At 61.3% G+C, this 429-nt stretch carries 1 protein-coding gene; it reads left to right on the top strand.

The window, feature by feature from the left end; translation table 11 throughout:
• Positions 1–429, top strand: a 429-nt coding sequence (locus J5M71_RS28880) for a histidine kinase dimerization/phospho-acceptor domain-containing protein (protein ID WP_279382410.1), incomplete at both ends; no start/stop codon positions are given.

Below are 429 nucleotides of genomic sequence, written 5' to 3'. Positions count from 1 at the left end.
GATCAGTCTGGCGATTGTCGGGGTGCTGCTGGCCTCGGCATTGGGCTATTGGGTCGCAAGAATCGGTCTGAAGCCGTTGATCAAACTGTCGCAGGAAGCCCAGCGTCTGGCACCACCGCTGCGCGCCGGACGCTTGCGCCTGTCGCCGCTGCCGCCGGAACTGGAACAGTTTGTCGAGTCGTTCAACTCGACCCTGGAACGGGTCGAACTGGCCTATTCACGGCTGGAATCATTCAACGCCGACGTCGCCCATGAACTGCGCTCGCCGCTGACCAACCTGATCGGCCAGACCCAGGTCGCACTGACTCGCGGGCGCTCCGCCGAACACTATTTCGAAGTGCTGCAATCGAACCTCGAAGAGCTGGAGCGGCTGCGTTCGATCATCAACGACATGCTGTTTCTGGCCAGCGCCGATCAGGGCAACAAAGC

It is taken from the genome of Pseudomonas sp. 43(2021), from assembly GCF_017490805.1.
Taxonomy (GTDB): Bacteria; Pseudomonadota; Gammaproteobacteria; order Pseudomonadales; family Pseudomonadaceae; genus Aquipseudomonas.
The sequence above is the reverse complement of the archived record's forward strand: the minus strand, read 5'-3'. Positions and strand labels throughout refer to the sequence as shown.